Source organism: Rhizobium sp. SVR5-9E (assembly GCF_056755095.1).
Genome location: NZ_JBNDHS010000326.1, coordinates 1 through 309 on the forward strand (window position 1 = coordinate 1; position 309 = coordinate 309).

The window sequence follows — 309 nt, forward strand, 5'->3', positions numbered from 1 at the left end:
TCTGTAAACGTTTGCCTCTCTCGCTCTATAGTCACCGCCTTTAATAGTGTCATAGAACAATCTGTAGGTAGAGTCACCGTCTCCCTGATAATTTTTAGCAGCGTTGATACCTCCCTGAGCCGCAATCGAGTGTGCTCTTCTCGGAGAATCCTGGTAACAGAATGCCTTTACATTATATCCCTGCTCTGCTAAAGTAGCAGCAGCAGAACCACCCGCCAAACCTGTTCCAACAACAATAATATCAATCTTGTCTCTGTTGTTTGGTGCAACAAGGTTCATATGGTCTTTATGATTTTTCCACTTATCCTT

The 309-nt window shown here is 43.4% G+C and carries 1 protein-coding gene; it reads right to left on the reverse strand.

Annotated features, from left to right (window positions below):
• Positions 1-309 (reverse strand): FAD-binding protein (locus tag ACPYOJ_RS35030; RefSeq protein ID WP_481420332.1); only part of this gene is annotated, 309 nt, incomplete at both ends.